This is a genomic window from Nonomuraea sp. NPDC052265 (assembly GCF_044547985.1).
GTDB lineage: Bacteria > Actinomycetota > Actinomycetes > Streptosporangiales > Streptosporangiaceae > Nonomuraea.
On record NZ_JBIUBJ010000031.1, the window covers coordinates 47,870 to 72,060 of the forward strand.

The 24,191-nt window shown below is 73.0% G+C and carries 24 protein-coding genes; 15 read left to right on the forward strand and 9 right to left on the reverse strand.

Annotated elements, in window-relative coordinates; translation table 11 throughout:
* Positions 1-118: 118 nt before the first annotated feature.
* Positions 119-889, reverse strand: a complete 771-nt coding sequence (locus ACIHAD_RS44690) for a class I SAM-dependent methyltransferase (RefSeq protein WP_397360930.1) — start codon at positions 887-889, stop codon at positions 119-121.
* Positions 890-1,157: 268 nt separating this feature from the next.
* Here ACIHAD_RS44690 and ACIHAD_RS44695 point away from each other — a divergent pair, with 268 nt between their 5' ends.
* On the forward strand, positions 1,158-2,447 hold the full coding sequence (locus ACIHAD_RS44695; protein ID WP_397360931.1) for a hypothetical protein: 1,290 nt from the start codon (positions 1,158-1,160) through the stop codon (positions 2,445-2,447).
* Positions 2,448-2,752: 305 nt separating this feature from the next.
* Here ACIHAD_RS44695 and ACIHAD_RS44700 read toward each other — a convergent pair whose 3' ends face one another.
* Positions 2,753-3,343 (reverse strand): hypothetical protein, encoded by a 591-nt coding sequence (locus ACIHAD_RS44700; protein ID WP_397360932.1) that lies wholly within the window; start codon positions 3,341-3,343, stop codon positions 2,753-2,755.
* A gap of 484 nt (positions 3,344-3,827) precedes the next feature.
* Here ACIHAD_RS44700 and ACIHAD_RS44705 point away from each other — a divergent pair, with 484 nt between their 5' ends.
* The 5 genes from ACIHAD_RS44705 to ACIHAD_RS44725 are packed head-to-tail and all read left to right on the forward strand — an operon-like array spanning position 3,828 to position 8,741.
* A complete protein-coding gene (locus tag ACIHAD_RS44705) occupies positions 3,828-4,232 on the forward strand; it encodes a GntR family transcriptional regulator (RefSeq protein WP_397360933.1) in 405 nt (134 codons plus the stop codon).
* The gene (locus ACIHAD_RS44710) at positions 4,229-5,116 is read left to right on the forward strand and encodes an ABC transporter ATP-binding protein (protein ID WP_397360934.1); all 888 of its coding nucleotides are present in this window, start codon (positions 4,229-4,231) and stop codon (positions 5,114-5,116) included. The genes ACIHAD_RS44705 and ACIHAD_RS44710 overlap by 4 nt, the downstream gene beginning before the upstream one ends.
* Positions 5,113-6,159 carry an ABC transporter permease gene (locus ACIHAD_RS44715; RefSeq protein ID WP_397360935.1) on the forward strand — a complete coding sequence of 349 codons (1,047 nt, stop codon included), beginning with the start codon at positions 5,113-5,115 and terminating at the stop codon, positions 6,157-6,159. The genes ACIHAD_RS44710 and ACIHAD_RS44715 overlap by 4 nt, the downstream gene beginning before the upstream one ends.
* Positions 6,156-7,574 carry a S41 family peptidase gene (locus ACIHAD_RS44720; protein ID WP_397360936.1) on the forward strand — a complete coding sequence of 473 codons (1,419 nt, stop codon included), beginning with the start codon at positions 6,156-6,158 and terminating at the stop codon, positions 7,572-7,574. Before ACIHAD_RS44715 ends, ACIHAD_RS44720 begins: the two co-directional genes overlap by 4 nt.
* 12 nt (positions 7,575-7,586) lie before the next feature.
* Entirely contained in the window at positions 7,587-8,741 is a 1,155-nt protein-coding gene (locus tag ACIHAD_RS44725) for an alpha/beta hydrolase family protein (RefSeq protein ID WP_397360937.1), read from the forward strand.
* Between the two features lie 217 nt (positions 8,742-8,958).
* Here the strand turns inward: ACIHAD_RS44725 and ACIHAD_RS44730 are convergent, their stop codons facing one another.
* Complete coding sequence (locus ACIHAD_RS44730) at positions 8,959-10,281, reverse strand: FtsX-like permease family protein (protein WP_397360938.1); 1,323 nt, start codon at positions 10,279-10,281, stop codon at positions 8,959-8,961.
* Positions 10,278-11,021, reverse strand: a complete 744-nt coding sequence (locus ACIHAD_RS44735) for an ABC transporter ATP-binding protein (protein WP_397360958.1) — start codon at positions 11,019-11,021, stop codon at positions 10,278-10,280. The genes ACIHAD_RS44730 and ACIHAD_RS44735 overlap by 4 nt, the downstream gene beginning before the upstream one ends.
* Positions 11,022-11,151: 130 nt before the next feature.
* Between ACIHAD_RS44735 and ACIHAD_RS44740 the strand changes: the two genes are divergently transcribed.
* Positions 11,152-11,982: a TetR/AcrR family transcriptional regulator gene (locus ACIHAD_RS44740; protein WP_397360939.1), complete on the forward strand. Its 831-nt coding sequence runs from the start codon at positions 11,152-11,154 to the stop codon at positions 11,980-11,982.
* Between the two features lie 4 nt (positions 11,983-11,986).
* Here ACIHAD_RS44740 and ACIHAD_RS44745 read toward each other — a convergent pair whose 3' ends face one another.
* The 3 genes from ACIHAD_RS44745 to ACIHAD_RS44755 all read right to left on the reverse strand — a co-directional run bounded on the left by ACIHAD_RS44745 (position 11,987) and on the right by ACIHAD_RS44755 (position 13,249).
* The gene (locus ACIHAD_RS44745) at positions 11,987-12,157 is read right to left on the reverse strand and encodes a GNAT family N-acetyltransferase (protein ID WP_397360940.1); all 171 of its coding nucleotides are present in this window, start codon (positions 12,155-12,157) and stop codon (positions 11,987-11,989) included.
* A gap of 104 nt (positions 12,158-12,261) precedes the next feature.
* Positions 12,262-12,858 carry a TetR/AcrR family transcriptional regulator gene (locus ACIHAD_RS44750; RefSeq protein WP_397360941.1) on the reverse strand — a complete coding sequence of 199 codons (597 nt, stop codon included), beginning with the start codon at positions 12,856-12,858 and terminating at the stop codon, positions 12,262-12,264.
* A gap of 1 nt (position 12,859) precedes the next feature.
* The gene (locus ACIHAD_RS44755) at positions 12,860-13,249 is read right to left on the reverse strand and encodes a hypothetical protein (protein ID WP_397360942.1); all 390 of its coding nucleotides are present in this window, start codon (positions 13,247-13,249) and stop codon (positions 12,860-12,862) included.
* A gap of 190 nt (positions 13,250-13,439) precedes the next feature.
* Here ACIHAD_RS44755 and ACIHAD_RS44760 point away from each other — a divergent pair, with 190 nt between their 5' ends.
* The gene (locus ACIHAD_RS44760) at positions 13,440-14,858 is read left to right on the forward strand and encodes an alpha/beta hydrolase domain-containing protein (RefSeq protein ID WP_397360943.1); all 1,419 of its coding nucleotides are present in this window, start codon (positions 13,440-13,442) and stop codon (positions 14,856-14,858) included.
* Positions 14,859-14,909: 51 nt separating this feature from the next.
* Entirely contained in the window at positions 14,910-15,239 is a 330-nt protein-coding gene (locus ACIHAD_RS44765; RefSeq protein ID WP_397360944.1) for a class I SAM-dependent methyltransferase, read from the forward strand.
* On the opposite strand, the gene ACIHAD_RS44770 is transcribed toward ACIHAD_RS44765, so the two are convergent.
* Positions 15,232-15,993 carry an NAD(P)-binding domain-containing protein gene (locus tag ACIHAD_RS44770; RefSeq protein ID WP_397360945.1) on the reverse strand — a complete coding sequence of 254 codons (762 nt, stop codon included), beginning with the start codon at positions 15,991-15,993 and terminating at the stop codon, positions 15,232-15,234. The two genes, ACIHAD_RS44765 and ACIHAD_RS44770, sit on opposite strands and share 8 nt — an antisense overlap.
* 190 nt (positions 15,994-16,183) lie before the next feature.
* On the opposite strand from ACIHAD_RS44770, the gene ACIHAD_RS44775 reads away from it, so the two are divergent.
* The 5 genes from ACIHAD_RS44775 to ACIHAD_RS44795 are packed head-to-tail and all read left to right on the forward strand — an operon-like array spanning position 16,184 to position 21,443.
* A complete protein-coding gene (locus ACIHAD_RS44775; RefSeq protein WP_397360946.1) occupies positions 16,184-16,351 on the forward strand; it encodes a hypothetical protein in 168 nt (55 codons plus the stop codon).
* 56 nt (positions 16,352-16,407) lie between these two features.
* Complete coding sequence (locus tag ACIHAD_RS44780; protein WP_397360947.1) at positions 16,408-17,133, forward strand: ABC transporter ATP-binding protein; 726 nt, start codon at positions 16,408-16,410, stop codon at positions 17,131-17,133.
* Positions 17,130-19,583 carry an FtsX-like permease family protein gene (locus tag ACIHAD_RS44785; RefSeq protein WP_397360948.1) on the forward strand — a complete coding sequence of 818 codons (2,454 nt, stop codon included), beginning with the start codon at positions 17,130-17,132 and terminating at the stop codon, positions 19,581-19,583. The genes ACIHAD_RS44780 and ACIHAD_RS44785 overlap by 4 nt, the downstream gene beginning before the upstream one ends.
* A 40-nt stretch (positions 19,584-19,623) precedes the next feature.
* A complete protein-coding gene (locus ACIHAD_RS44790) occupies positions 19,624-20,814 on the forward strand; it encodes a histidine kinase (protein WP_397360949.1) in 1,191 nt (396 codons plus the stop codon).
* Positions 20,802-21,443: a response regulator gene (locus tag ACIHAD_RS44795; RefSeq protein ID WP_397360950.1), complete on the forward strand. Its 642-nt coding sequence runs from the start codon at positions 20,802-20,804 to the stop codon at positions 21,441-21,443. The genes ACIHAD_RS44790 and ACIHAD_RS44795 overlap by 13 nt, the downstream gene beginning before the upstream one ends.
* 22 nt (positions 21,444-21,465) lie before the next feature.
* On the opposite strand, the gene ACIHAD_RS44800 is transcribed toward ACIHAD_RS44795, so the two are convergent.
* Positions 21,466-22,224 carry a hypothetical protein gene (locus ACIHAD_RS44800; RefSeq protein ID WP_397360951.1) on the reverse strand — a complete coding sequence of 253 codons (759 nt, stop codon included), beginning with the start codon at positions 22,222-22,224 and terminating at the stop codon, positions 21,466-21,468.
* A gap of 389 nt (positions 22,225-22,613) precedes the next feature.
* On the opposite strand from ACIHAD_RS44800, the gene ACIHAD_RS44805 reads away from it, so the two are divergent.
* On the forward strand, positions 22,614-24,071 hold the full coding sequence (locus tag ACIHAD_RS44805) for an alpha/beta hydrolase (protein ID WP_397360952.1): 1,458 nt from the start codon (positions 22,614-22,616) through the stop codon (positions 24,069-24,071).
* The last annotated feature ends 120 nt before the right edge of the window (positions 24,072-24,191 follow it).

A 24,191-nucleotide genomic window follows, 5' to 3' on the forward strand; every position in this document is an offset into this window, starting at 1 on the left:
TCGGGGTCGCCATGGTCGTCCACGGGATGGCGAACGGGCCCGGGTGGCGACCCCACGCTCATGCCCGCTGCCGCGGACCGCCCGCCCCCACCCGCCCCCGCCGGCCTCCTGCACGCCGTCAGTCCGCTTGCAGGACGAAGAACAGGAAGGCCAGGAACCTCGTGCGGGTGGGCTCGATCTCGCGGAGCTCCTCGGGGAACAGCTCGCGGGCTTCCGGCACGAACGGCGGTTCGCTGATGACGCTGATGCGAAAGCCCGCCGCGGTGAAGGCTTCGGTCATCGCGTGCAGCGGCCGGTCCCAGAAGCCGAGCCGGGCGGTCTGCCCTCCCATGGTCCATTCCTCGATCCGCTCACGAACTCCGAAGTAGCTGGGCCTTTCCCCGGCCGTGTGCTGCGTGATGGTGATGGCGAGAGGATGCTCGACCGAGGCGAGGAGCCGGCCGCCAGGCCGCAGCACACGTCGCAGCTCGGCCAGCGTCGGCCCCCAGTCCTCCAGGTAGTGCAGCACCAGGGACGCGATGACGTCGTCGAACGCGTCGTCGGGGAAGGGCAGCGGGTCGGCGAGGTCGGCGACCCGCAGGTCCGCGTCGGCGCCCAGCCGCCGCCGGGCCGGCTCCAGCATCCCGGCGCTCGCGTCGATGCCGGTGACGATGGCGCCTCGGTCGACCAGCTCGGCGAACAGGACACCCGAGCCGCAGCCCGCGTCGAGGATCCGCCGGCCGGTCACGTCCCCGGCGAGCTCCAGCATCGCGGGACGCTCGTAGTACGCGTTCAGGAGGCTGGTCTCGTTCTCGGCCGTGTACCCCTCGGCGATGCTGTCGTAGTCGTTGAGTCGGGACGAATGTGCGCTCTTAATAGGGTTCTCCGGCATAGTCGTCATGCGACCCATTCTGGCCCGTCCGTTACGGGATGCGCAGGCATACGGCCCGCCCGCCATGGCCGGTCGGGAGTCGCGCGCCGAGGCCGTATCGGGCGGGTGCCGGGTTTCAGGTGAGTGGCGCCGGGAGCAGTCGGGGCAGGAGGCGGCGGTGCCGCCGTCCCGGCACGCCCCTTCGGCTGTGCCGCCCTTGGAACGGACGGTTTTCGGCTGTGTCGATATCGATTTTTCGATTACGAAGCCACTTAACGGCCATGGCGGGACATAGTAATTTGCTCCAATGCCTCAATCACGTGGTAGGCGCCGGCCGGTCATCGCACGATGGCTGGCCGTCCTCGTCATCGCCGCCGGCATCCAGGCGGGACCGGGCTTGTCAGCCGCGCACGCGTCGCACTCACAACCTCCCGAGAACGCCGTCATCGTCTGGGACCGCAACGCCCAGACCGCCATCTGGGACGTCGCCGGCCAGCAGCCGCAAGTCCAGGCCCGCAGCTTCGCCATGGTGCACGGAGCCGTCTACGACGCGGTGAACGCGATCGCCGGCACCCCCTACCAGCCGTACCTGACCGCGCCTTCGGCCGACGGCGGGGAATCGACGGAGGCCGCCGTCGCCACCGCGGCCTTCCGCGTGCTGAGCAAGCTCTTCCCGGCCCAGCAAGCACGATTGACCACCCAGTACGACGAGTACCTGACCACGATCGCCGACGGCGGCGCGAAACGGCGCGGCATCGCCGTGGGCGAGCAGGCGGCGGCCGCGATGATCGCCGCCAGGGAGAACGACGGGGCGTTCGGCGACCAGACCTGGCCCATCGGCGACCAGCCCGGCCAGTGGCGGCCGACGCCGCCCACGTCCGCCTCGGACGGGGCCTGGGTCGGCCACCTCAAGCCGTTCCTCATCCCCGGCGCGTCCATGTTCCGCACCTCGGGCCCGCCCGCGCTCACCAGCTCCCGCTACGCCAAGGACCTCAACGAGCTCAAGCGGATCGGCGCGGCGAACAGCACGGTCAGGACGCAGGACCAGACCGAGGCCGCGATCTGGTGGCACGACCGGCACCTGGCCGAATGGGAGATCAAACGCCGGCTCGCCACGACGCGGCGGCTGAACCCCCTTCAGGCGGCCCGGATGTTCGCCATGGTCGACCTGGCCGAGGCCGACGCCACGACCGCCTGCTTCAACGAGAAGGCGGCGTGGACCCGCTGGCGGCCGATCACCGCGATCCGCCTGGCCGACACCGACGGCAACCCCGGCACCGTGGCCGACCCGGCCTGGACGCCGCTGCTCGTCACCCCGCCGCACCCCGACTACACCTCCGGGCACACGTGCTTCACGGCGGCCAGCATGTCGGCGCTGGCCTCCTTCTTCGGCAGGGACGACATCCCCTTCAGCGGCTACAGCTCCGATTCGGGCACCACCAGGAACTTCCGCGGCTTCTCCCATGCCCTGGCCGAGGTTGTCGAGGCCCGCATCTGGGGCGGCATCCACACCCGCGCGGCGGACGTGCAGGGCGCCAAGATCGGCGCCCAGGTCACCGCGTACATGGTCAGGCACTACTTCCGGCCGAAGCGGTGAGGCCGGGCGACGAACCCGCCCTCCGATCTGCAGGGGCCATGTCCCGGCAGGCGCCGGCCGCGGCGTCCCGGCGTCCATGGCTTCGGTCTTCTCAGAGATCCCGCAGTCGAGCCGAGGTCCACCACGCGCCGTTCGAGCCCGTCACTCCTTGACGGGGGGCCGAACGGGGTTGCGGATCACAGGCGACCTGACCCCCGCCGCGCACCGACAAACCCGTCATGCAGGTTCTCCGGGCGTGGAGAAGGCCCCCGGCCCCTCGCAGTTCGAGGGGGGCCGGGGGCTCGCGGCGGTGTTGGGGTGCTCGTTCAGGCGGAAGGGGTCCGCCTGATGTAGCTGACCTCGACGTTCAGGTACGTCCCGACGCCGTAGTCGTGGCCGCGGATGGCCAGGAGGTTGCAGCGCTCCATGGCCCTGGCGGGGACGACGACGTTGATCGCGCCCGCCGCGCAGCCGCCGCTCTTGACGGTCTGGACGAGGCGGCCGTTGAAGTAGACCTGCGCGTCGTTGTCGATCGTTCCCTGGATGCGGACCAGTCGTGCGTCGCGCGGGATGTGCACCCAGTGGCGTACCAGGATGTCGGTGTTCACCGCCCAGGACGTCTTGACGTTGGTGGAGTTGTTCCAGGCGCAGATGCCGTTGGTGGTGCCGAAGCCCTCCTGCCCGGTCGACCAGCCGCTGTCGTCGAAGTTTGGCGCGTAGAAGAGCGGGGCGTTGTCCGCGGGCGGCACCTGGAGGTATTTCCAGTCGGTGCTGTTGTAGCCGAGGACGGTGACGACGTTCTGCCGCGTCCTGGCCGGAGAGGCTGACGCCGATGCCGGAGCGGACAGGGCCACGGAGGCCAGCAGCGAGCCCGCCGCCAGGCCGATGGGAAGGAAACGCAACAGTTTTTTGAACATGGCGATCTTCCTCCGTCGATTGAGCGAAATGTCGATCCCGTAGACACGAAACGGACATGTCCATTCATGTCGCAAATCTGTCGCCAAACATCCCGGCCGGAATGCGGTAAATCAAATCATAGTTCCATCGCACGCGAACAGAATAGGCAATGACAAAGAATGGTCGAACAAAAGAGCCCAAGCGCGTTTATGACAAAGAGGAATTTTCTGGATATGCCGATTATGGGCGCCCGCTCAGCCGGGGCCGATTTCCGGCACATGCGGTTAATTCTTCGTCCCGGTGGACAACCCGGTGGCCTTCGTCGGCCACATGCCGGTGCTCAGCACGCCCGGCTCACGCGCTGCGCCGGGTCGCGCTGGCACTGTTCCTCCTCGGCTTCCGCTTCGACTTCCTCGCCTCCCGACCAGCGCTCCACGCCGCCTGTACAGCGCTCCTTATGATCCTTTAACATCTGGGACTCTAAAGTGCTAGCAGGCTAGATAAATGGAGAAGCCGGTGATCGAGTTCCACCTGGACAGCAGGTCGGGTGTCTCGCCGTACCTGCAGCTGGTCCACCAAGTACGGCACGCGCTGCGGCTCGGCGTGCTGCGCGAGGGCGACCAGATGCCGACCGTCAAGGAGGTCGTGGCCCACCTGGCGATCAACGCCAACACCGTCCTGAAGGCCTACCGGGAACTGGAGCACGAGGGCCTGGTCGCCGCCCGGCCGGGGGTGGGGACGTTCGTGACGGCGACGCTCACCGACGCCTCGCTGGCCGCGCACGGCCCGCTCCGGCTGGAACTGCGGCGCTGGCTCGCCAAGGCCCGCCGCGCCGGCCTCGACGACGAGAGCATCGAGGCCCTCTTCATGACCACCTTTCGGACCGCCACTCAGGAGGACATAGCGTGAACAGTGTCTTGAAGGCCCAGGGACTGGGCCGGAAGTACGGCAGGCGCTGGGCGCTGCGCGAGTGCACCGTCGACGTCCCGGCGGGCCACGTCGTGGGGCTGGTGGGTCCCAACGGAGCCGGCAAGACGACGCTGCTGAAGCTGGCCAGCGGCCAGCTGGAGCCGTCGGCGGGCGGCATCACCGTGCTGGACGGCCGTCCCGCCGGCGGCCCGGCGCAACTGGCCAAGGTCGGGTTCGTCGCCCAGGACACCCCCGTCTACGCCGGGCTGAGCGTCGCCGACCACCTGCGGCTGGGCGCGCGGCTCAACCCCCGCTGGGACGCCGCCATGGCGCGGGACCGGATCGCGCGGCTCGGTCTCGATCCCGCCCATCGGGCGGGCAGGCTGTCGGGCGGCCAGCGCGCCCAGCTCGCCCTCACCCTGGGCCTGGCCAAGCGGCCCGAGCTGCTGATCCTGGACGAGCCGGTCGCCTCGCTCGACCCGCTGGCCCGCCGCGAGTTCCTCCAGGGACTGATGGAGGCCACGGTCGAGCACGAGTTCAGCGTGGTGCTCTCCTCCCACCTGGTCTCCGACCTGGAACGGGTGTGCGACTTCCTGATCGTGCTGGTCGACTCCCGCGTCCAGGTGTCCGGGGAGGTCGAGCACCTGCTGGCCACCCATCACCGGCTCACCGGCCCGCGCCGCGATCCCGACCGGCTGCCCGCCGACCAGCACGTGGTCTGCGCGCGCCACACCGACCGCCAGAGCACGTACGTGATCCGCACCGAGGCCCCGATCCACGACCCCGCCTGGACGGTCACCCCACTGGGTCTGGAGGACCTCGTCCTGGCCTATATGGACAAGCGCACCGCCGACCGGCGAGTCGCCCTGGAGGTGCGGCGATGATCTGGCTGACCTGGCGCCAGTTCCGCGGCTCGGCCGCGGCGACGGCCGCCCTGCTCGTCGTCCTCGGCGTCGTCCTGGCCCTGACCGGCCCCGGGTTGGCCTCCGACTACTCCGCCGGGATCGCGGCCTGCGTCCAGGACGACACCTGCGACCGCTTCTACAACCGTTTCTTCGGCGGGCACGAGACCTCGTTCATGGCCCTGACCCTGGTCGTGCTGCTCCTGCCCGCCCTCGCCGGGCTCTTCTGGGGAGCGCCGTTGATCACCCGCGAGCTGGAGGCGGGCACGCACCTGATGGTGTGGAACCAGAGCATCACCCGCGGCCGCTGGCTGGCGGTCAAGCTCGGGCTCATGGGCTTGACCGCCGTGGCCGTCGCCGGCCTGTGCGGTCTCATGGTGACCTGGTGGTCCGGCCCTCTGGACAAGTCGGCCGCCGAGAACCTGGCCATGATGGCTCCCCTGGTGTTCGGCGCGCGCGGCATCACCCCGATGGGGTACGCGGCCTTCACCTTCGTCCTCGGCGTGACCGTGGGCATGCTGGTACGCCGCACCCTGCCCGCCATGGCGCTCACGCTGGCCGTCTTCGCCGCCTTCCAGTTCGCCGTGCCGCTGCTGGTCCGGCCCCACCTGATGCCCCCGATCACCGCGACCTTCGAACTCGGCAAGGCGAACGTGGACGGTATCGGCATCAACCGGGACCGAGGCGGATATGTGGAGATCCAACTGAGGTCGGCCGTTCCCGGTCACGCGGGAGCCTGGGTGCTGTCCACCGACCTGCTCGATCCGTCCGGGCGCGTGCTCGGCGGCGACGGCGGCTTCGGCGCCGCCCGGGTGTCCACCACGTCGGGGCCCTGCGCGCCGTCGGCGGGCGCCGGGGACGGCTGCATGGTCGAGATCAACCGGCTCGGCTATCGGCAGCGGGCGACCTACCAGCCCCTTGAGCGCTTCTGGCCCTTCCAGTGGATCGAGACCGGGATCTACGCCCTGCTCACCCTCGTCCTGTCGTGGTTCTGCTTCTGGTGGATCCGCAGGCGCCTGTCATGACCGTCACCAGGATCGCGGCCGCCGGGCTGGCCCTCCTCCTGGCGGCGGCCTGCACGGCCCCGACGCCGCCGCGCGGCGAGGCGAGGACGGCAGGCGGTGCGGTCTGCGCGCCGCCCCAGGGAGCTCCCGGGCCGGAGACGGCCACCACGATCGACGTCATCGAACAGGCCTACTTCTGCATCCTCGGCACCTACTACAGCGGCGCCACGCTGGACGCCCGCTCGCTGCTGAGCGCCGGATTCGCCGCCCTGGTCCAAGAGCTCAACCGCAACGGACGCGACCTGCCCGAGGCCACCATGCCGGCGCTGACCGGCGACCGCAAAGCCGACTGGGCCGCCTTCGAGGCCGCCTACCGCAGGACCACCGATCGGGTCCCCGACCTTCGCGACAAACTGGCCGTCGTCACCCTTGAGGCCATCGTGGCCGGCCTCGGCGACGACCACGCCCGCTGGGCGCACGACATCGAACAGCCCCTCGACCACTACGACGGCGACGGCTACGGCCTGGGCCTCCTGGCGAACGTCTACGGCCCGCAGGTGGACGGCAACCCCGGCGTCGCCCTCCCCCCGCTGTTCGTCACCGCCGTGCAGGGTGGCCCGGCGCGGGCGGCCGGGCTGCGGCCGGGCGACGTCATCGAGTCGGTCAACGGATCGGCGCCCTTCATCGACGGGAAGGCCACCCCCGCGATCGCCGCCCTCTACCCGGCGTACCCGCGGGCGCGCCCGGTACGGTTGCGGCTCCTGCGGCAGAGCACCGGCCGCCGCTGGAACGTGACGCTCAAGCCCGGCCTCTACCAGCGGGACTGGGCCACCTTGCGAGTGGTGACCTCGAAGCTGCTGGACGACGACGTCGCCTACGTACGGCTGCGCGGGTTCGCCCCCGACTCCGCGGACCGGGCCCTGAAGGCGATCGCCAGGATGCGCACCGGCCGGCCCCTGTCCGGCGTCGTGCTGGACCTGCGCGGCAACGGCGGCGGCAGCCCCCTGGAGGTGACCCGGCTGGTCAGCGCGTTCGGCCACGGCAAGGTCACCGCCTACCAGTGCACCGTGGACGGCAGGTGCGAGACCTCGCGCACCGACGACACCGTCGAGCTGATCGGCCTGCCGCTGGTGGTGCTCATCGACCGCGGTTGCGCCTCGGCGTGCGAGCACTTCAGCTCCGCGGTCAAGGACCTGCGCCTCGGCCGGCTGGTCGGCACCAGGACCGCCGGCGTCATCTCCGGCCCGGCGCAGCCGTACCTGCTCGCCGACAACACCAGCCTGAGCTTCCCCGCCAGGCACCATCTCGGGCCGAACCGCGAGGTGATCGACCGCATCGGCGTGCCGCCCGACCAGCACGTGCCGCCGACCCCGCGGGACGCGGCCGCCGGGCGCGACGCCGCGCTGGCCAAGGCCCTGACCTTGCTGGAGGAGTGAATGGACCTCTCGATGAGACGGCTCCTGGCAGTGGCCGCGGGACTGGTCGTCCTGGCCGCGTCCGCCTGTTCCGCGCCCACGCCGCCCCGGTCCGCCGCCCCGTCGGCCACGCCGGCCGGGCCCGCCACGCTGCCCGCCCCGACCGGCGCCCATCCGGTCGGCACCACCGCCCTGTATCTGAAGGACGCCTCCCGCCCCGACCCCTGGAACCTCGACGTCGACGCCAGGGAGCTCAAGGTCACCCTGTGGTACCCGACCGAGCGGCGAGACGGGCCCCGGGCGGCGTACATGACACCGAAGGAGGCGGAGCTCCGCCTGCGGCGCCTGGGGGTCGGGGGCGTGCCGGACGGCGCGATCAGCGGGACGCGCACCAACGCCGTCGCCGACGCCGAACCCGCGGGCCGGAACCTGCCGCTGGTGGTGTTGTCCCCCGGCTTCACCAATCCGATGAACACGCTCACGTCCCTGGCCGAGGACCTGGCCAGCCGCGGGTACGTGGTGGCCGGGATCGACCACACCTACGAGAGCTACGCCACGACCTTCCCCGGCGGGCGGGTCGCCGAATGCCTGGCCTGCGACAGCGACACCGACCCGGGCTTCGGCACGGGGGTGGTCGCGGGACGGGCGGCCGACGTCTCCTTCGTGCTCGACCAGCTGCCGGCGAAATGGCATGGTTCCGACCTGATCGACCGTTCCAAGATCGCGATGGTCGGCCAGTCGATCGGCGGGGCGAGCGCCATGGCGACCATGGTGAAGGACTCCCGCGTGCGCGCCGGCGTCGACATGGACGGCACCACCTACGCCCGCATCCCCAAGAACGGGTTCTCCCGGCCGTTCCTGTTCCTGGGTTCGCCGCAGCACGTCCCCGGCGGTCGCGACAGCTCGTGGGAGCGCGACTGGAAGCTGCTGACCGGGTGGAAACGCTGGCTCGTGCTGTCGGGGGCGGAACATCAGTCCTTCACCGACGGCCCGCTGATGGCCGGCGCCCTCGGGATCAGGCCCGCCTACGGCGTCCTGCCCGCGGCGCGCGCGGCCGAGCTCACCCGCACGTACGTGGCCGCCTTCCTGGACCTGCACCTGAAGTCGAAGCGGCAGCCCCTCCTGGACGAGCCGTCCTCGCGCTACCCCGAGGTCAGGTTCTGCCCAGCGGCCTGCGCGCCGCGGTGACGTCGAGCTCCAGCACCACCTTCCGGCGGATACTCGCCGACCGCGCCTGACGATCCTGGAGCGCACGGTCAACGGCCGGCCCGGCCTGGTGGCCCAGCAGGACGGCGTGACCGTGGTGGTGATGGCCTTCGAGGTGGCGAACGACCGGATCAGCCGCTTCTGGGCCGTACGCAACCCCGACAAGCTCCGCGCCTGGACGGCGGGCTGACCCCGCCGGTCAGGGGGCGGACATCGCCTCGACCGGCCTGACCCGCAGCGCCCCCGCGGCGGTGGGGACCGAGGCCGCCAGGACGAGCAGCAGCGCGCCCCCGGCGATGGCCGCGTACGTCCAGCCGGGCCCTGAGGCCATCGGCGACCCGGTCTTGACCAGGTTGTACGGCACGGTGGTCGCCGCGGCGGCGACCGTGCCGAGCACGACGGCCAGGACCGCGGTCACCGCCCCCTCGGCCACGACCGTCGCCATGACCTGCCCGCGGGTGGCGGCCGACAGCCGCAGCAGCCCGAACTCGCGGCCCCGGCGGCGGGTGGCGGCGATCAGCGTGTTGACCACGACGATCGCCGTGAACGTGATGATCATGGCGACGACCAGGTAGTTCACCGGGGCGAGCCGCGCGCTGACATCGGCGGCCCCGCGGTGGAGGCTGTCCTCGGTGCTCTGCATGGACAGCGTGCCGCCGGCGATGCCGACCAGGAGGATCAGCGGCCCTGCCACGCCGCCGGTGTGCTGGGCGCGGGCGTGCAGGTTGCGCACGGCCAGCCGCCCGGCCGCGCCCAGCCTGGCCTCGGCCAGCCGGCCGACCGGCCGTACGGCGAGCGGGCTGAGCAGGGCCAGGCCGACCGCGACGGCGACGCCCGCGGGGCCGGCGGTGCTGGACAGCAGCGGGCCGTCGTCCATGAACAGGGTCGTCACCGACAGGCTCAGCCCCAGCGCCAGCAGCACCGCGCCGGCGACGACGCGGCCCCGGCCGGGCGCGCGGCCGGGCGCGGCGGCGGCCAGCGCCCGCACCGGCGGGATCGACGCGGCGCGCCGGCTGGAGATCAGCGCGGCGGCCAGGGCGGCGGCCAGTGACGTGCCCGCCCCGATCGCGACGCTCACCGGACCCGTCGTCAGCTCGACGCCCGCCTCGACCAGGCCGCCGTCCACCAGCCGGGCGAGGACGACCGCGCCGAGCCCGGCGCCCGGCAGCAGCCCGGCGGCGATCGCGGGAACGGCCACGAGGAGCGTCTCCAGCACGACGTTCTGCCGGATCTGGCGCGGGGTGGCCGCGATGGAGCGCAGCAGGGCCAGCTCCCGCTCGCGGTGCCCGATGGTCAGTGACACGGTGGACACGACGCCGAAGGCCACGATCGCCAGGGTCCAGCCGCCCAGGATGGCCGGCAGCGTGACCAGGAACCCCGGGTCGCGGCCGGTGGCCAGGCCGGTCTCCAGCAGGCTCGCGAACGCCATGAGCAACGCGGTCCCGGCCGCCATGACGGCGGCCGAGGCCAGGTAGGACGCCCGGTGGGCGCCGATCGTGCCGAGAACCAGCCGCCACCTCATCGCACGCCCCCCGCGTGGGCCGGCGCCGACAGGCGGGCCATGCGGGCCGCGACCGTGGCGGCGTCGGGGCGCGGCAGGTGGTCCACGACGCGGCCGTCGGCGAAGAACACCACGACGTCGGCGTACGAGGCGGCCACCGGGTCGTGGGTCACCATCACGATCGTCCGTCCCTCCTGGGCGGAGGCGTGGCGCAGGAGGCCCAGCACTTCGCGGGCGGCCTGCGTGTCGAGCGCGCCGGTCGGCTCGTCGGCGAACACGACGGCCGGCTCGCCCAGCATCGCGCGGGCGATGGCCACCCGCTGCTGCTGGCCGCCGGACAGCTCGCCGGGCCGGTGTCCCGTCCGCTCCCCCAGGCCGAGCCGGGTGAGCAGCGCCCGCACCCGCCGTCCGTCGGCGCGGCGGCCGGCGAACTCCATGGGCAGCGCCACGTTCTGCGCCACCGTCAATGTGGGCACCAGATTGAAGGACTGGAAGACGAACCCCATCCGCTCGCGCCGCAACCGGGTCAGCGCCGCCTCGTCCAGGCCGTCCAGGCGGTGGCCGTCGAGGACGACCGATCCGGAGTCGGGCCGGTCCAGGCCCGCCGCGCAGTGCAGCAGGGTGCTCTTGCCCGAGCCCGACGGGCCCATCACGGCGGTGAACGTGCCGTGCGGAATCGCCAGGGACACGTCGTCGAGCGCGGTCACGGCGGTGGCGCCGTCGCCGTGGCGTTTCGTCACATGGTGGAGCTCCAGAGCCATTTTCGTCACAGAATTGTCGTACGGTGCACGAGTCATAAATACACCGTACATCAATTGCTGATTAAGGCGACTTAAAGGGGATGGGATATAATTTCGTCACGGAATTCGGCGGTGACGAAAAGGGGGCGGCGTGGCGGCGTGCGAGGTGTGCGGGCGTGATCTGCGGGTGGCGGATCGGGGGCGGCCCCGGCGCTACTGCTCGCGCGCCTGCCGTACGCGGGCCTACCGGGCGCGGCTCGCCGAGCCCCCGCCCGCCGAGGAGCCCGCGGCCCCGGCCGGGCGGGCGGCCGAGGCGGCGCTCGACCAGGGGCGGGTCGTGCGGGCCGCCGTCGCGCTCGCCGACCGGGAGGGGGTCGCCGCGGTGTCGATGCGCCGGATCGCGACCGACCTGGGGGTGGGCGTGATGTCCCTCTACCGGTACGTCCCGAGCCGGGAGGAGCTCAACGACCTCATGGTCGACGCCGTCTTCGCCGCCCGCCCGCTGCCCGAGCCGGGCCCGGACGGCTGGCGGGCCAGGCTGGAGCTGTCCGCCCGCCTGGAGTGGGAGCTCTACCGGCGGCATCCGTGGATGTCGCACCTGGTCGCGGTCACCACCCGGCCGCCGATCGCGCCCGCGCTGATGGCCTACACCGACTGGCGCATGCGCGCGCTCGACGGCCAGGGGCTCGACTTCGCCACGCTCGTCCAGGTCGCCATCATGATCGGCACGTACGTGCAGAGCGCCGCCGTGCCGCTCGCCTACGAGGCGCAGGCCGTCCGTACCAGCCGGCACTCGCGGCGGGAGTGGGCGCGGGCCCGCAAGGAGGCGTTCGCGCGCAGCATCGGGGCGGCGCGGCTGCCGATGGTGTCGGAGTTCGGGGACGAGGCGTTCGAGGCGTCGGAGCCGGAGAACATCTTCGAGTTCGGCATCCACCGCCTGCTCGACGGCATCGAGCTCCTGCTGCGCCCGGAGCCCGGGTGAGCGGCTACCCGGGGCCGGTGGGCACCCGGTAGCGGCGTTTGCGCTCGGTGACGTCGAGGAGCCGGCCGCCGTTGGCCTCGATGACCCGCTGGGAGGCGGCGTTCGTCCGATCGCACAGGACCAGGGCGCGGTCGATGTCCAGCCGCCGGGCGATCGGCAGCGCCGCCGCGAGCATCGCCGTCGGCTTGGAACTCGGCCACCGCCTCCAGGAACGACGTCCGCAGCCCGGCCGTGGGATCGACGAGATCTGGCATGCCGATCATCATGCCCGACGGCCGGTCAGGACGGCCGGGATGTTCCGGTGGTGGCGCGGTCGAAGAGGGCGACGAGCTCGTCCGCGCAGTGGACGGGGTCGAGGCCGCCGGCGACCCGGTCGGCCACCGCGTCGATGCAGGCGCGCAGGGACGTGGCCATCAGCACGCCGTCGAACGCCCGGAACGCGCCGGTGCTCTGGCCGTCCTCGAACAGGGCGACCAGCCTGGCGACGGCGGCGTCCCGCTCGCCGTCGCGCACGGGCGCGCGGTTGAACGCGATCTGCTGGACCGCGCGCACGTGGGCGGGGTGGGCGGCGATGAAGGCGATGTTCGCCCTGATGAACGCCTCAAGCTGGGCGCGGGCTCCGGACGCGGCCTCGATCGCCGGCCGCATGAAGGCGGCCGCGTCGGTGACGACCTGCCGCACGACGGCCTCGAAGAGCTGCTCCTTGGTGGAGAAGTGGTAGGAGATCAGCCTCTTGCTGCTGAGCCCGGCATGGCCGCAGATGGCCTCGAACGTGGTCTCCGCGTAACCCCGCTCGGCGAGCACGGCGATCGCGGCCGAGGCGATCTGGGCCTTGCGGGCCTCGGTGGCCGCCTGACGGGTTCCGGAGCTCTCCATGTCAGCCCAGCTTGCCACGCTTCGGGAACGCCGCACGCACGGCCCGACGGTTGACGACGACCGCGACGGCGGCGACCAGGACGCCGACCACGGCCTGCTCGGCCTTCATCCACATCGGGTAGCCGCTGTCCGGCGCGAGGAGGATGACGAGGACGCCGACGGGCGCGGCGACGGAGACGAAGCGGATGCGCACGTAAGCGGCCCGTCTGCCCCGGGCGGCCTGCCCGGCGAGGGAGACGAGCCAGGCGGAGGCCGCGGCGACGGCGGCGGCGCGCAGCCACACCACCCAGTTGCCGCCGACGACGGCGGCCACGCCGAGCGTGGCGATCGAGAGGAGGAGCACGGCGGCGAAGAGGATCCGGACGAGCCGCCAGACCTGGTTGTTATCCATAGGGATAAATTTATACGCTCGGATAACGAAGTGCGCGGGATACTTCCGAGGAAAAGATCCGCGAGGGAGCCGACCCGGTGTCCGCCGCCCGAGCCGCGTACCGGGACCGGTGATTTCCCCGATTCCCGGGCGCGGGCGGTGAACGGAGACTGGCCGGATGAGAACCCCCAGCCACCCGAGGAGCCGCCTGATGTCCCGACCAGGCCGTAACGGCCCCGCGCGCCTGCGCGCCCTGGCCGCGTGGGCCGTGCCGATCCTGCTCGCGCTGCCCGCGTCCCCGGCCGCGGCGGCCGTTCCGGAGCCCGTGGTCGCCGAGATCCCGGCCGCCGCGGGTCACGGCCGTCCGGTCGGGGCCACCGTGGCCGACCTCGGCGCGCGCGGTTACGAGGAGCACGAGTTCCTGATGAGCGGGCGCGCCGACACCTTCAGAAAGGCCGGCGTCTGGACCGGCGACGGCGCGTGGGAGGCCCGCCCGACCGGCGTCACCCCGGACTACACCACCCGGCTGCTGGTCGAACGGCCCACCGACCCGTCCCGCTTCAACGGCACCGTCGTCGTGGAGTGGCTGAACGTCAGCTTCGGCGTGGACATCGGCGTGGAGTGGTCGCAGTCCTACGAGCACTACACCCGCGCCGGGTACGCCTACGTCGGCGTCACCGCCCAGAAGGTGGGCGCCGACAAACTAAGGAGCCTGGACCCCGTCCGGTACGGCGCCGTCTCGCTGGCCTCCGACGCGCTGTCGTACTCGATCTTCGCCCAGGCGGCCGAGGCGGTGCGCGCCCGTCCGGCGACGTTGCTGGGGACGTCCGCGCCGGCGGTGGTGCTGGCCGCCGGGCATTCGCAGTCCGCCGGCCGCCTGGTCACGTTCGCCAACGCGATCCAGCCGGTCGTCCCGGCCTTCGACGGCATCATGATCCACGGGCGGGGGCCGGGCGGCGCGCCCGTCGGCGAGGGCGTGATCTCCCTTCCGCTGGTCGCCCGGATCCGCGCCGACACCGCCGTCCCGGTCCTCCAGATCGAGTCCGAGACCGACGTCAGGACGTTCGCCGACGCCCGGCAGCCCGACAACGACCGCGTCCGCACGTGGGAGGTCGCGGGCACCTCGCACGCCGACGCCTACGGGCTGGCCCAGTACAACGCCCAGAACGCCCGCGACCGGGCCATCAACGACGGCCGCCCGATCTCCTGCGACCGGCCGGTCAACGCGATGACCTGGCGGTACGCGTCCAACGCCGCCTACCAGCAGCTCGACCGCTGGGCCCGCGGGCTGGGCGCGCCGGTCGCCGGGCCGCGGATCGCCCTGCTGCTGGGCGACGTCGTCCGCGACGCCGAGGGGAACGCCCTGGGCGGGGTCCGGCTGCCCGACCTGGACGCGCCGCTGGCCGCGTACGGGCCGTCCAACACCGGCGGCGAGGTCGTCGGCGCCTGCCTGCTGCTGGGTTCCACCACCGCCTTCACCGCCGCCCGCGTCCACCGGCTCTACCCCACCAGGGAGGACTACGTCGCGGCCGTCACCCGGGCGGCCGACCGGGCCCTGGCGGCGGGCCACCTGCTGCCCGCCGACCGCGCCGAGGCCGTCGCGCGGGCCCGCGTCACCCCGCTGCCCTGAGGCGGGGGTAAATCCGTTGCCGCCCGCGCGGCCGGACGGTCACCATCGATCATGACCGTGACTCGAGAGGTGCTGGCCTACTACGCACAGGGCCTGGAGCACGACCGGTTGCGCGAGGGGCGCGGCCGCCTGGAGTTCTGGCGCACCCAGGACGTGCTGCGCCGCACGCTGCCGCCGCCCCCGGCCCGGGTCCTCGACGTGGGCGGCGGCACCGGCGTGCACGCCGAATGGCTGCTGGCCGACGGCTACGAGGTGGAGTTGCTGGACCCCGTGCCGCTGCACGTGGAGCGGGCGGCGCGGGTGCCGGGGCTGCGCGCCGGGACGACCCAGGTCGCCGCGTGTCTACCGAGGCCGGGAGCCGGGGCGCCCGCGGTCAGTTGAGGCGGTCGAGCAGGTCGTCGAGGACCTCGGTGAGGGACTGCGACCTGGCCGGGGTGAACCAGGTGGTGCGGACGCGCTCGTTGCTGCCGTTCGGGGTCTCGTGGTCGGCCGCGAGCTGCGCCAGGGAACGGCTCTCGTCGCCCAGGGCACGCCCGAGCCCCTGGAACAGCCCGCGGACGTAGCCTTCCGCGACCTCGGACGGGACGCCGTGCCCGGCGGCCCACGCGCTGAGCGTGGTCAGGTAGGACAGGTGGGTGGTCAGCGTGGCCGTCAGCGCGGAGAAGACGTTGAAGGCCGCCTCGTCCTCGACCGGCAGGACGCCGCCCAGCCGCTCGAAGAGGGCGTCCACCGCCGGGTGCGACGGGCAGGTCACCGTGACGGAGTCGCGTTCGCGGACGGCGGGCAGGGGGATGGCGCGTACCAGCGGGGCGCCGGTGCCCAGGATCTCGCGCAGGTCGTCGAGGGCGACGCCGGCCATCACGTTGACCACAATCGTGTCGTCGTCCACGCGCAGGCCGGCCAGCGCCTCGTGCCGGTCAGGGGGGCGTACGGCGACGACGACCAGCTCGGAGCGGTCCACCACCTCCTGGTTGGTGGCGCACACCTGGACCCCCTCGTAGCGGCCGGCCAGCTCGGCGGCGGCGCGCGCGCCCCGTGGGGAGAGGAACACCTCGGGAGGCTCGACTCCCTCGCACAGGCCCGTCACGATGGCCCGGCCGATCTCGCCCACCCCGATGACGCCGATCCGCTTCACAGTGTCTTCCTCCGAGATGCGTGGTCTTGTGCCTGACGTATTACAGCAGTCTGTAGCGTCCTTTCGGTTGCTGGCGGGATTCAGCGCGGAGGCCGATGTCCGTAGCGTCGTCTTTATGAGCGATCCGTACAGAATTGACATATATGACCGGCCGGCGCACAGCCCTCGGACCCGGCCGCGGCGACCGGCGTTGCGTGCCCTGCTGTGGGTGCTGACGGTGTCCGGAGCCTCGGTGAACGTGGTGGCCAACGTCGTCACGGGGGGCGAGCTGAACCTGGTCGGGCTGGCGGCGGGCGTGGTGGGCGTGGGCGGCATCGTCGGGCTCGTCGTCCTGCGTCTCGCCGGGCGCCGGTCGTGAGCGCGGACATGGGCACAGACATGGGCACAGACATGGGCACAGACACGAGCACAGACATGAGCGCGGTCGTCATGTTGGAGCGGGTGAGCAAGACCTACGGGGACGTGGTCGCTCTCGACGACGTCTCGCTGGCCTTCCCGCGCGGCCGGTTCGTAGCCGTGATGGGGCCGTCGGGCTCGGGCAAGAGCACCCTGCTCCAGGCCGCGGCCGCCCTGGAGCCGCCGACCTCCGGCGCGATCACCATCTGCGGCGTCGAGGTCACCCGCATGTCGGAGACCCGGCGTACGGAGTGGCGCAGGAAGCACCTCGGCTACGTGTTCCAGTCCTACAACCTGCTGCCGACCGTCACCGTCGAGGACAACATCACGTTGCCGCTGCGGATGGCCGGGGTGCGCCCGGACCGGGCCTGGCTCGGCGAGCTGATCGACCGGATGGGCCTGCGCGACCGGCTGCGGCACCGGCCCACGGAGCTGTCGGGCGGGCAGCAGCAGCGGGCGGCCATCGTCCGGGCCCTGGCCGCGCGCCCCGACGTGGTGTTCGCCGACGAGCCCACCGGGGCGCTGGACCTACGCAGCGCCGCCCACGTGCTTGACCTCCTGCGCGAGCTGGTCGACGACCTGGGCCAGACCGTCGTCATGGTCACCCACGACCCGGCCGCCGCGGCCCGCGCGCACGACACCGTGGTGATGGCCGACGGGCGGGTCCTCGACGTCCTGCCCGCTCCGACCGCCGAGGACCTGGCCGTACGGCTGGCCCGGCTGACCGCGGAGCGGGTCGCGTGATCAGGCTCGCGCTGGCGCTCGCCAAGGCGGGCGGGCTGGTCGTGGTGTTCGCGGCGGTGCTGGGCGGGATGGCGCTGGTGACGGCGACCGGCGTACTGGTGGACTCGGCCTTCCGCGCGCAGCCGCCCCTGCGGCTGTCGGGCGCGGACGTGGTGGTCTCGGCGCGCCAGTCGATCCCCCGCCCCGAGGAGCCGGACATCGCGCTGCCCGAGCGCGCCAGGATTCCCGGCTCGCTGGTCGCCTCGGCCGCCGGCGTGCCGGGGGTGACGGCCGTGGCCGGTGACCTCAGCTTCCCCGCCGCCGTCGTCCCCGGAAGCGCGGCACGGACCACCGGTGATGGCGCCGTCGGCGCTGTGGCGGCGGGGCGTACCGCTGATCCCGCGACCGCGGGGCACGGATGGTCGTCGCTCGGGTTGAGCGGGCGGGTCACGGCGGGGCGCGCGCCGCGCGCCGCCGACGAGATCGCCGTGAGCGGCGGCCGGGTCGGGGACCGGCTGCGGGTGACGGCGGCGGGCACGCCCGCCACCTACCGGGTGACGGCCGTGGTGGACGCCCCGGGCGTGTACTTCCCCGACCCCGTCGCCGCCGCGCTGGCCGCCCGGACGGCGGGCAGGGCGGCGGGCAGGGCGGCGACGGTGGACCTCGTCGCGGTCCGCGCGGCGCCCGGCGTCTCCCCCGAGACGCTGGCCGCCCGGCTGAAGGCCCGGCTGGGCGACGGCTACGAGTACGCCACGGGCCGCGACCGGGCCGACGCGGAGTCGCCGGGCGCGGCGGCGGGCCGCGGGCTGCTGCTGGTCCTGCCGTCCTCGATCGGCGGCATCAGCCTGCTGGTGGTCGGGTTCGTGGTGGGCGGCGGCCTGGCGCTCTCGGTCAACCGGCAGCGCCGCGACCTCGCCCTGCTGCGCGCGGCCGGCGCGACCCCGCGCCAGGTGCGCAGGCTGGTGGCCGTCCAGGCCGTGGCGGCGGCGCTCCCGGCCGTGCCACCCGGGGCCGCGCTCGGCTACTTCCTGGCCGCCCGCTTCGGCGAGCTGCTGGCCGGGATCGGGCTCGTGCGCGCGGACCAGCCGCTGGTCCACGGGCCGCTGCCGGCCGTGGCCGCGACGCTGCTGCTGCTCGGCGTCACGCGGGTGGCCGCCTGGGCGGGCTCGCTGCGGGTCTCGCGCATGCCGGTCGTCTCCGGGCTCCCCGAGCCGCGCACGCCGTCGCCGGCACGGACCCGCGCGGGGCTGCTGCTCATGCTCGCCGCCCTGGTGCTGTCCGTGATGCCGCTGGTCGTGCGGAGCGAGGCGGCCGTGATCGGCCCGAGCACCGCCGCGATCGTGGCGGTGATCGGCCTGGCCCTGGCCGGGCCGTGGCTGGTGCAGGGGGCGGCGCGGGCGGTGTCCGGCTCGCGGCTCATGACGCGGCTGCCCGGCCCGCTCTGGCTGGCGGTGCACAACTGCCACGGGTACGCGCTGCGCACCGCCGGAGCGGTGGCCGCCCTCGGCATGGTCGTCACGCTCGGTCTCAGCGTCGTGCTCACCCAGACCACGATGGCCAGGGCGCGGTCCGACGAGGTCGCCCTGGGCCTGCGCGGCCTCGTCACGATCACCGCCCCCGGCCTCGGCGGCATCCCGCGCGACCTGCTGGCCGACGTACGGTCGCGGACGGCGGCGGCGGGCATGGCGATGACGACCGTGGTGACCGAGCCGCTCCTGACCGGCGACAGCCCCGGCCTGATGGCCAGACCGGCCATGGCGCTCGGCCCGGACGCCGAGGGCCTGGTCGACCTGGACCTCGCCGACGGCCGCCTGTCCGGGCTCAAGGGCGCGGCCGTCGCGGTGGACGAGCACCTGGCCCGGGTCGGCGACACCATGGACGTGATCATGGGCGACGGCACGCGGGTCCGGGCGCGGGTGGCCGCCACCTACCGGCGCACCCTCGGGTTCGGCCCGATCGTGGTCTCGCGCGACCTGGCCGCGGCGCACACGACGACCGGCCTGGACAGCGCGGTGCTGGCCCGTCCGGCCGACTTCGGCGACCTCGCGCGCCGCCCTGAGCTGCGCTTCGACAGCCGCCCCGAGGGACCGCAGGCCGCCATGGCCTCGGCCCAGACGCTGGTGAACGTCGCCGTGCTCGCCGTGCTGCTGGCCTACGTGCTGGTGGCGGTCGCCAACCGGCTGGTGGCCACGACGACCGCGCGCCGCGAGGAGTTCGCCGGGCTGCGCGCGATCGGCCTGACGCGGCGTCAGCTCAGACGCGTGGTGCGCTGGGAGGCGCTGCTCGTGGGGGCCGGGGCGTCGGCGTCGGGGCTGGTGCTCTCCGCCGTGCCGCTGGTGCTGCTGAGCGTGGGCTTCCTGGCCCGTCCACTGCCGGCGGGGCCATTGTGGCTGGTACCGGCCTCTATTGTGGGGGCGATGACGATTGTGTCCCTGGCCATGGAGCTACCCGCCCGGAAGATCATGCATTGATGTGAAGAATCTGTGGCGGTTTTTTCGGTATCACCTGATCGTGTTCGCCTCGGCCGTGGCGGCGATGGTCGCGCTGGCGATCCTGGCCGCGGGCGTCCTGCTCGTCCCGGTGGGCGGGGCGGGGCTCGTCCTGGTGCCGCGCATGATGGCGGTGCTGCACAGGTGGACCGAATGGCAGCGCGTGCAGGCCGGCGCGGTGCTGGGAGTCGCCGTTCCGGCGCGTCCCGCGCCGCCCGCCGTGGCCGGGGTGCGTGACCGATGGCGGCAGCTCCTCGTGGGGACGCGGTCCCGGCGCGACCTGCGCTGGACGGCGCTGCACGTCGTCGTGGGCCTGCCGGCCGGGCTGGCCGCCCTCGCGGTGGCCGGGCTGCTGGTGAACCCCGTCCTGGAGGTCCCGCTGTGGTGGCTGTTCCCGGCCGACGACCCGCTGCGGCTGCTGCTGGTCTTCCCGGTGACCGGGTGGGAGCGGGCGATCGGCATGGGCGTCGCGCAGGTCGTCCTGGCCGCGCCACTGGCCTGGTGGGCGCTGCCGAGGCTGGCCCGCCTGCACGCCCGCGCCTGCCTGGCCGCGCTCGCCCCGTCGGAGGCCGACCGGCTGGCCGAGCGCGTCGGGGAGCTGACCGAGAGCAGGTCGAACGTCCTCGACGCGCACGCCGCCGAGCTGCGCCGCATCGAGCGCGACCTGCACGACGGCACGCAGGCGCGGCTGGTCGCCATCGCGATGCGGCTGGCGATGGCCCGCGAGGCGCTCGACGACGACGTCGGTCCCGTCGGCCGGCTGCTGAAGGACGCGCATGAGGGAACCGAGGAGGCGATGACCGAGTTGCGGCAGGTGATCCGCACGATGTATCCGCCGATCCTGGCCGACAGGGGGCTGGCCGGCGCGGTGGCCGCCGTGACGGCGCAGGCAGGCCTGCCCGTCGAGACGGACGTGAGCGGCCTCGGAGCCGTGCCCGCCGCGGTCGAGACGGCGGCCTATTTCATCGTGGCCGAGGCGGTCACGAACGCCACCAAGCACAGCGGCGCCGCCCGCGTCGCCGTACGGCTGGCGTCCGGACGCGTGCTGCGCATCGAGATCTGCGACGACGGCAAGGGCGGCGTGGACGAGAGCCGCGGCACCGGCGTCACCGGCATCCGCAGGAGGGCCGCCGCACTGGACGGTACCGTGACCATCGACAGCCCCTCCGGAGGGCCCACCCGTCTCGTCGTGGAGTTGCCGTGCGCGTCGTGATCGCCGAGGACAACGTCCTGCTCTCCACCGGGCTGGAACTGCTCCTGAGCAGCAAGGACATCGAGGTGGCCGCGGTCGTGCCGGACGCCGACGGCCTGCTGGACGCCGTCACCGAGCACCGCCCCGACCTGGTGATCGCCGACGTGCGGCTGCCGCCGTCGTTCCGCGACGAGGGCATCAGGGCCGCCGTCGCCCTCCGGCGCGCCGACCCCGCCCTGCCCATCCTGGTCCTGTCCCAGTACGTCGAGCGCGTCTACGCCCGCGAGCTGCTGGCGCACGGCTCCGGCGGCGTCGGCTACCTGCTGAAGGACCGGGTCAGCCGGGTGGGCCAGTTCGTCGAGGACGTCCGCCGGGTCGCCGCGGGCGGCACGGTCATGGACCCCGAGGTCATCGCCCAGCTCATGGTCGGGCGGGGCGACGGCCTGGACAGCCTCACGGGCCGGGAGCGGGAGGTGCTGTCCTGGATGGCCCAGGGCCTGAGCAACACCGAGATCGGCGAGCGGCTGACGATCACCGACAACGCGGTGCACAAGCACATCGGCAGCATCTTCGCCAAGCTCGGCCTGGCCGTCTCGGACGGCGGCCACCGCAGGGTCCTGGCCGTGCTGACCTTCCTCGACGACCGGTGACGCCCGGTGAGACGTCGGCCGCCTACGCGTGCGGGTTGGGCCGTACCGTGGCCCCTGGCACGCGTCGCCCGGCCAGTTCCGCGTGGACCGGGCAGGCCGGCTGTCCCGCCGGCCCGCCGGGCAGGTCGACCAGCATGCCGTGCAGGCCGGCCGGGTCGCACGGCTGACCGTCCTCGATCTCCTCGGCCCACGCGTCGTCATGGTCGGCGCCGCGGATAAGCTCGCACACGTTGCCGAAGCGGGTGGCCTCGTTCACCGCCGCGCGCGCCGCCTTCAGGGCGTCGACGGCCGAGGCCAGGTGGCGGCGCGCCGCCGGGTGCAGGAGGCGGTCGCGGTCGGTGGCCACCCCGTCGGTCTCGTCCCGCAGGTTCTCCACCGCTTCCAGCACTTCCATCAGGTACAGGGTCGCGTCGCCGTCGCGCTCGATCCGCTCGTAGGCGTCGTCGCGACGCAGGCAGGGGTCGGCGGCGCGAGCGGCGGGCCCCACCCGGCCGGGCGTGGCGAGCTTGCGTGACTGCAGGACGAGCACGGGCGTGAACAACAAAGGACGGTTGCCCTCCGCGTCCGCCTCTCCGGTGGCGATCGGCTCCCCCGGCGCCGCGAGGCCGCCGAGCTCGCCGACCGGCAGAAGCTCGGCCCTGGCCACGACCGACCACCCCGCCGAGCTCCCCGGCTCGATCTCTTCGGCGTCGATCTGGACGGGAGTTCCGGCCGGAAACCTCTCGGCGAGGTCGGCAAGGTCGTCAGTGGTGCCCACGATGCGCACCTGCTCCTGTTCCATCACTCATTTCTCCTTGCCCGGCGAGGAAGCCCGTACACGATGGGCCCCGGCCGGGGTCGCTGCGGTGCACCATGCAGGGCCCGAGGCCCGGCCCACCCATGCTTCCAGGGATCCGGACGGGACGGCCCACGGGGGTGATCGGCATCGACGTCGATCGCGGCCTTCCTGGTGTCCGGCGGTCACCAGGAACCGGCCGCACTCGTCGGTCTACGTGGCCAGGGCCCGTCCGCTCGCCGCCGGATCCGCGTGGAGCCGGGCAGTCGGCCCGCTCCGGCTTTTGAGCGTTTTGTCGCTTTCGTGACGAGGTCACGGGTGGTCACTGACGACGTCTCTGGTTCGACGATCAACGAACCGGCAGAGTCGTGGACATCCGCAGAACCGAAAGGATCATGATGAAGTCCCTTGCCCTCTTGTCCGCAGCCGCCCTGACGACCACCCTGCTCGCGGCCCCGGCGCACGCCGCCGCCACGCGGTGGGACGCCTGCCTGCCCGGCGAGGGCATCGATCCCCGGCAGGAATGCACGACGATCGAGGTGCCGATGGACTACTCCGCCCCTGGCGGACCGTCGGTCACGCTGGCGGTGTCGAGGATCAGGACGGCTCGCCCCGACGTCCGCCGTGGCGTGTTGCTGATCATCCCGGGCGGTCCGGGCAGTCCGGGGCTGAACCGGCCCAGCACCTTGGTCAAGAAGCTGCCCCAGGAGGTGCTCGACCGCTACGACATCATCGGGTTCGACCCGCGTGGCGTCGGCAAGAGCTCACCCGTCTCCTGCGGGCTCGCGCCCGCCGACCTCTCCCTCACGCGGCTCAAGCCGTACCCCGACGCGGACGGCGGCATCGCCGGGAACGCGGCGTGGTCGCGCCGGATCGCCGAGGCCTGCGCCCGCAACGGCGGGCCGCTGATCCGGCACATCAGCACCCGCAACCACGCCAGGGACATCGACCGGATACGCGTGGCGCTCGGCGAGGACAAGATCTCCTACTGGGGCGTCTCGTACGGCACCTACGCGGGCGCCGTCCACGCCACGATGTTCCCTGGCACCACCGATCGAGTGGTCCTCGACAGCAACGACGACCCCGATCCGCGCAAGGTGTCGCGCCAGTGGCTGGCCAACTACGCCGTCGGCGTGGAGGACAGTTTCCCCGACTTCGGAGCCTGGACGGCCGCGCGTGACAGCGACTACGGCCTCGGCGCCGACGCCACCGCCGTGCGCCGGACCTTCCTCGATCTCGCCGCCCGGCTGGACCGCGAGCCGCTGACGTGGCCGGGCGCCGGGCCGGAGCAGCGGTTGACCGGCAACCTCCTGAGGGAGAACCTGCTCAACGCGCTCTACTCCACGGCCAACTACCCGATGCTGGCCGGGCTCATGAAGGCCGCGCTGAACCGCGCCGAGCTGCCCGCTCCGAACCAGCCGGCGGAGGCCGCCCTCCAGAACACCGCCGCGCACGCCGGTGCCACGATGTGCAACGACATCGCATGGCCGAACTCGATCGCCCGGCACGAGCAGCAGGTCAGGCGCAACCGGGCCGCCTACCCGCTGACCGCGGGCATGCCGGTCAACCTCGGGCCGTGCGCGTACTGGCCGTTCAAGCCCGCGGAGCGGGCCACGCGGATCACCTCCCGCGGCCCGGCCAACGTCCTGCTGATCCAGAATCTGCGCGACCCGTCCACGCCCTACAGCGGGGCGCTGAAGATGCGCGAGGCGTTCGGGCAGCGGGCTCGCATGGTCGCCGTCGACTCCGGCGGTCACGGCGTCTACCTCGCCAACGGCAACGCCTGCGGCGACCGGACCGTCACCGACTTCCTCGTCACCGGCCGGCTGCCCGCACGCGACCGGAGTTGCTGACGGCTCGTACGGCGGATTTCGGTGGGAACCATGGCACCGGTTCGAGGGACGTCGCTCCCATGGGTGACGACCATCCGGCGCGCACGACGCGACGCAGCGAACTCCGGAATCACGGCGGAT